This window comes from Pseudomonas protegens, assembly GCF_003732485.1.
Lineage (GTDB): Bacteria > Pseudomonadota > Gammaproteobacteria > Pseudomonadales > Pseudomonadaceae > Aquipseudomonas > Aquipseudomonas protegens_B.
The window spans coordinates 6,514-11,973 of the sequence record NZ_MOAK01000025.1 but is presented as its reverse complement, the minus strand read 5'-3'; the positions used below and the strand labels follow the sequence as shown (position 1 = coordinate 11,973).

Annotated in this window: 4 protein-coding genes and 1 pseudogene; 2 read left to right on the top strand and 3 right to left on the bottom strand. The window is 62.4% G+C overall.

The window, feature by feature from the left end; translation table 11 throughout:
- Nucleotides 1-189, top strand: a pseudogene (locus BLX41_RS34250) (tryptophan synthase subunit beta); the annotation flags it as partial.
- A 43-nt stretch (nucleotides 190-232) separates the two neighbouring features.
- Here the strand turns inward: BLX41_RS34250 and lapD are convergent.
- Together lapD and lapG are read right to left on the bottom strand one after the other, a co-directional pair.
- The gene (gene lapD / locus BLX41_RS02525) at nucleotides 233-2,179 is read right to left on the bottom strand and encodes a cyclic di-GMP receptor LapD (RefSeq protein ID WP_123723639.1); all 1,947 of its coding nucleotides are present in this window, start codon (nucleotides 2,177-2,179) and stop codon (nucleotides 233-235) included.
- Nucleotides 2,180-2,193: 14 nt separating this feature from the next.
- The gene (lapG, locus tag BLX41_RS02520) at nucleotides 2,194-2,886 is read right to left on the bottom strand and encodes a cysteine protease LapG (RefSeq protein WP_123723638.1); all 693 of its coding nucleotides are present in this window, start codon (nucleotides 2,884-2,886) and stop codon (nucleotides 2,194-2,196) included.
- Nucleotides 2,887-3,187: 301 nt separating this feature from the next.
- Here lapG and BLX41_RS02515 point away from each other — a divergent pair, with 301 nt between their 5' ends.
- A complete protein-coding gene (locus tag BLX41_RS02515) occupies nucleotides 3,188-3,952 on the top strand; it encodes a thioesterase II family protein (RefSeq protein ID WP_123723637.1) in 765 nt (254 codons plus the stop codon).
- Nucleotides 3,953-4,021: 69 nt separating this feature from the next.
- Here the strand turns inward: BLX41_RS02515 and BLX41_RS02510 are convergent.
- Nucleotides 4,022-5,460 (bottom strand): methyl-accepting chemotaxis protein (locus BLX41_RS02510; protein ID WP_259744345.1); only part of this gene is annotated, 1,439 nt, incomplete at its 5' end.

Sequence of the window (5,460 nt, the reverse complement as noted above, 5' to 3'; positions counted from 1 at the left end):
AAGCAGAGTGACCTGGAAATGATCCGGGTATTGGACGACCTGATTCAGGTCTTGACCAGCAAGGGCGTGATTCGCGTCACCGACCTACCGGCGGCGGCTCAGGCCAAGCTGATGGATCGCAGCCAGGCCCGTGAGGCCCTGGGTGGGCTCAGCCGGCTGATCAATGATGATGAAACCAGTTTGATCTGAAAGCCTCTCACCTGCAGGAGCCGGCTTGCCGGCGAATGCACGTTCAACCCCAAGGCGCTGGCTCGCCGAACAACTGCCCCTGCACGCCATATAGCCCCATCTCGCGAATCACCTGCAGCTCGCCCTCGGTCTCGACCCGCTCGGCAATCAGCGGAAGGTCGATGCTGTGGGCTGCCCGCTGGATAGCTTCGATAAACAGGCGCTTGTCGCTTTCCTGATCGATGTCGCGGATGTAGCTGCCATCGATCTTCAGATAGGCCAGGCCCAGGCGCGCCAGGTTGCCGATCATGCTGAAGCGCCCGCCAAAGCGTTGCAGACTGAGGGAGAAGCCCAGTTCGCGCAGGCGTCGGGTCAATTGTTCCAACTGGATCTGCTCAGGCAGCTGTTCCTCACCGATTTCCAGGGTCAGGCGCGGCCCCAGGTCAGAGTGCTGGCGAAGAATCTCGAAGGCCCGGTTCAGGGCCTGAGGGTCTTCCAGGGTGGCTGCCGACAGGTTCAGCGCCAGGCTGTCGTCATGTCCGACCATCTGCTTCAACACCTGCTCCAACATCAGCAGGTCCAGGCGCGAGGTCCAGCCAAAGCGCTCCAGCCAGGGCAGGAAACGCCCGGCCGGAATGGTCTGGCCCTGCTCGTCCAGCAACCGCGACAGCACCTTGTAGTGCAGCACCAGCGTGGTGTCCCGGGCCGCCACCACCGGCTGGAAGTACAGCTGGAAGCGCTGCTCCGACAGCGCCCGGTCCAGCAATCGGTGCCAGGCATGGTGATCATCCCCGACTTGCGCTTGCCCTACCTGATCCAGGCAGGCCCAGTTGGTCTCGCCCTGGGCTTCGGCCTGCGCCAGGGCCTGATCGCCGAGGCTGAGCACCGCTTGTGGCGAATCTCCGTGGGCAAAGGCCGCCAGACCGATGGCGGCCACTGCGGCAACGTCGGTGGCGCCAGTGGCATGCAGGTTGCCCAGGGCGCTGTCCAGGCTTTGGGCCAGCTGGATGGCTTCCTCACGCACCAGGCCCGGCGCCAGCACGGCAAATTCACCACCGCGGACCCGGGTCACCAGGTTGTGGGTTTCAGGGTACTTGTTGCACTCGCGCAGCAACTGCTCCCCTACCGCTTGCAACAGTTGGTCGGTGCGCTGGCCCCCCAGACGCTGGTTCAGGCCAGCCAGATCCTTGACCCGCAACAGCAGCAGGTAACCGGAACTGGCCTGCTCCGGGTTGCTCACCCGGGCATGCAGCTGCATTTCGAAATAACGTCGGTTGGCCAGCCCGGTCAGGCTGTCCTGATAAGACTCGATGCGCAGTTTCTCACTGCGTTCGGCCTGCTCCTGGAACAGCGCCTTGAGCTTCTCCACCATCTGGTTCATGGCCTGCACCACCCGGCGCAGTTCCGGGGTGCGGGGCAGTTGCGGCAGGCTGAGGAACTCGCGGCGGGCAATGGCATGGGACTGCTGGACCATGTAGTCCAGGGGCTTGAGCTGGCGTCGCAGCAACAGGGCACCGAGCACCGCACTCACCGCACCGCAGATCAACAGCCAGCCCAGGCTGCCCAGGGCGCTCTGCCAGAGCTTGGCTACGGCGAACATCGGATGGCTGAGCACCTCGACCCGCGCCGCCTGCTCCCAGCCGCGACTGACGATGGCGTCACCGCCGGCCGGCTCCAGGCCGATGAGATTGACGAACCACTGGGGCACATTGCTGACTTCCGGGATGCCGCTGCGCTCGACAATGGTCTTGTCGGTGGCCAGGTCCACCACCCGGATGCTGGCGTAATAGCCGCTGTCGAAGATCGAACTGACCATCAACTCGACCATCGCCGGATCGTCGATGTTCGGTGTCAGCGACAAGGCCAGGGCCGTGGCCGCGTCCTGGGCATGGGAGCGCAGCTGATTGACATACTGGGTGCGCGAGCTTTCCAGGCTGACCATGAAGCTGCCACTGAAGGCGACCACCAGGAACACACAGATTGCGATCAACAGTTGTTTGAACAAAGACATCTGAGCTCGTGCTCCTAGTTAGTCGTCTCGACCGGAAAGCCTTCGGCCTGCATTTTTTTCAACACGTCCTGCCAACGGGACAGGCGCTTGGTATCACCGACCCGTTTGTTGCCCTTGGCGCCCGGCAGCCACAATCCTTCGGCATTGAAGGAGTACACCGGCAGCAGGTCGGTTCGCTCGCTGGCCGGGCGGATCGAGTCCTCCAGGCTGTCGAGCACCAGCGGCATGGCGTCCGCAGTGGAATAGTAGGTCAGGACCATGTGCGCGCGATTCTGGCGCAAGGCCTTGACGTAAGTGATGCGCAGCTTGTCACTGGACACCCCGAGATGGCGCAGGCTGAAGTACTTGGCAATCGCATAGTCCTCACAGTCGCCGGCGCCCTTCCACAGCGCCTCGACCGGCGTTTCCCAGTAGTCCACCTGACGCCACAGATCGATATCTTCCATGTAGCGCATGTTCTTGTTGAAGAACAGGTTGACCACTTTCAACTGCTCGCGCTCGGACACCTGCTTCTGCGTGGCCAGCAGGTGCTGCCAGGCATCGATACGTTGCTGACCTTCGCCCAGCGGACCGTAGAGCGCCGTGGCACGGCGGCTGATCAGGGAGAAATCCCAGTCGGCGTGCAGGCTGCCCAGCAGCGCGCCGGCCAGCAGCAGTGCCGAGCAGAACCAGCGCAAGGTCCGAAAAAGAGCTAAACGTGCCGCCACTGCAATGAGTCCATGGGAGCTGTCGTAAATCGGCTGATGGTGAAGGCTGGCCCGACAAAAGACAATGGCACCTTACAATCACCGTCCACCAGGGAAGGGCCGGCACGGAACATTCAGAGAATAGCTTCAAGTGGCATTTGCGCTGCGGACGACAGGCCATGAATTTCCCCGGTCGTCACGTGCATTCAACCGCGCCAGCCACTATGTTAGAAACCATTCGCGGACTGGGACGTCCCCTCTCGAATGGCCACTTGTCAGCACCGAGAACCCGCCCACGGGCCACCTTGCTTAAGGAAAAGCTGTGTACACCGACACCCGACAATGGACGCTGGTGATCAACTCAGGGCACGCCACCCGCATTCGCCTGATCTGCTTTCCCCAGGCCGGGGCGGCAGCGGAGCAACTGCGGGTGTGGTCCACCAGCCTGGCCGATCACATCGAGCTGGTGGTGATCAACCTTCCGGGGCACGGCCCACGCCGCGACGAAGCGCCCTGTGACAACTGGCCGAGCCTGCTGGAAAACACCTTCGCCGCCCTCAATCCCTGGCTCGACAAACCCCACGCGCTGTTCGGCCACGGCCTGGGTGCACTGCTGGCGTACGAAACTTGCAAATACGCCCAGGAGCGGTTTCCACAGCAGACCCGCCACCTGTTCGTCTCTGGCTGCCGCAGCCCCGACAGCCTGCCCCGCCGGCCCTTGCTGCACTCATTGCCCATCGCGGCATTTCGCGAAGCGATCCTGACCCTCGGCGCCAGCCCCCTGGAGATGCCCCGGGGGCAAAACGACCTGCAATCCTACGAACGCTTGCTGCGCAACGGCCTGAAGCTCTTCGAAACCTGGTACGACACTTCCAGCGGCTGCCTCGACATACCGCTGACGGCTTTCTATGGCAGCGAGGACCCGCTGGCGACAGCCGACCATATGCTCAATTGGCGGGAGTTCACCGGGCGCGAATTCGAATTGATCGAAGTGGCCGGCAACCATTTCTTCATCAAGTCCCAGCGCCAACGCCTGCTGCAGGTGATCAACACGCACCTGGGCCTGCTGGGGGAACACCTGGCCTGAACGCCGCCCATGAAAAAGCCCGCCCTGCAGTAATGCAGGAGCGGGCTCCAGGATCGGATCCGGGTTGCCTCAGATCTTGAAGCTATCCACCAACTGCTTCAGGCGGCTGGCCTGCTGCGACAGCGCATCACAGTCCTTCAGGGTTTCGTTGAGGTTGGCTACGCCCTGCTGGTTCAGCAGGTTGATCTGGTTGATGTCGACGTTGAGGGTCTCCACCACCGCGGTCTGCTCCTCGGTTGCCGCCGCCACCGACTGGTTCATGCCATCGATCTCGCCGATCCGCTGAGTCACGCTGATCAACCGTGCACCGGCCTGGTTAGCCACTTCGACGCTCTCTTCGCTGGACGCCTGGCTGGCGTTCATGGTCGAGACCGCCTCGCGGGACCCGACCTGCAGGGAAGTGATCATCTTGTGGATCTCTTCCGCCGACTCCTGGGTACGGTGGGCCAGGTTACGCACCTCGTCGGCCACCACGGCGAAACCACGACCGGCCTCACCGGCACGGGCCGCTTCGATGGCCGCGTTGAGAGCCAACAGATTGGTCTGCTGGGAGATGCCCTTGATCACATCGAGAATGTGCCCGATGTTGTCGGTGCTGGCATTCAGGGTCTCGATCTGGGTGCAGGACAGGCTGATCTTCTGCGATAGCTCGGTCATCGCCTGGATGGTTTGCTCCACCACTTGGCGACCATCGTCGGCCTGCTCGCTGGCGCCACTGGCGTGTTGCGAGGCATCGGCGGCGTTGCGGGCGATTTCCTGGGTGGCAGCACCCAGTTCGTTGATTGCCGCAGCCACGCTGTTGGTGCGGGCGCTCTGCTCGTCGGAACCGATGATCGACGCGTTGGACGAAGCCATCACCCGTTGCGACAGATCATGCACTTGGCGAGTAGCCGAGGACACTTCGGAAATCGAGGCGTGAATCCGCTCCACGAACTGGTTGAACGAACTGCCCAACTCGCCGAACTCGTCCTTGCTTTCCACGACCAGGCGCCGGGTCAGGTCGCCTTCGCCCTGGGCAATGTCCTGCATCGCCCGGCCCATGGTGATCAGCGGGCGCATCAGCACCTGGATCAGCAAGGTCAGCAATACCGCAATCACCGCCACCGCGATAAACATGGCGATCAAGGCGGAAGTACGGAACTGGCTCAGTGGTGCGTAGGCCTTTTCCTTGTCGATGGACAGACCGATGTACCACTCGGCATTCGGCAGACCGGTCACCGGGGTGAAGGAAAGGATGCGTTCCTGTTTGTTCAGGACCACTTCCTGGTTGCCGCTGGCAATCCGCACATTGGCGCCGGGATAGATGTCCTTGAGGTTCTTCATCACCTGGTCTTTATCCGGGCTGACGATCACCTGACCGTCGGCACTGACCAGGAAGGCATGGCCCAGGCCACCGAAGTCCACCGAGTTGATGATCTTCACCAGGGTTTCCAGGCTCAGGTCGCCACCGACTACGCCCAGCAATTCCCCCTGCTTCTTCACCGGCATGGCGATGGTGACCACCAAAC

Coding starts and splice junctions, on each gene's coding strand:
- lapD (WP_123723639.1), bottom strand. CDS start 2,179: ATGTCTTTGTTCAAACAACTGTTGATCGCAATCTGTGTGTTCCTGGTG.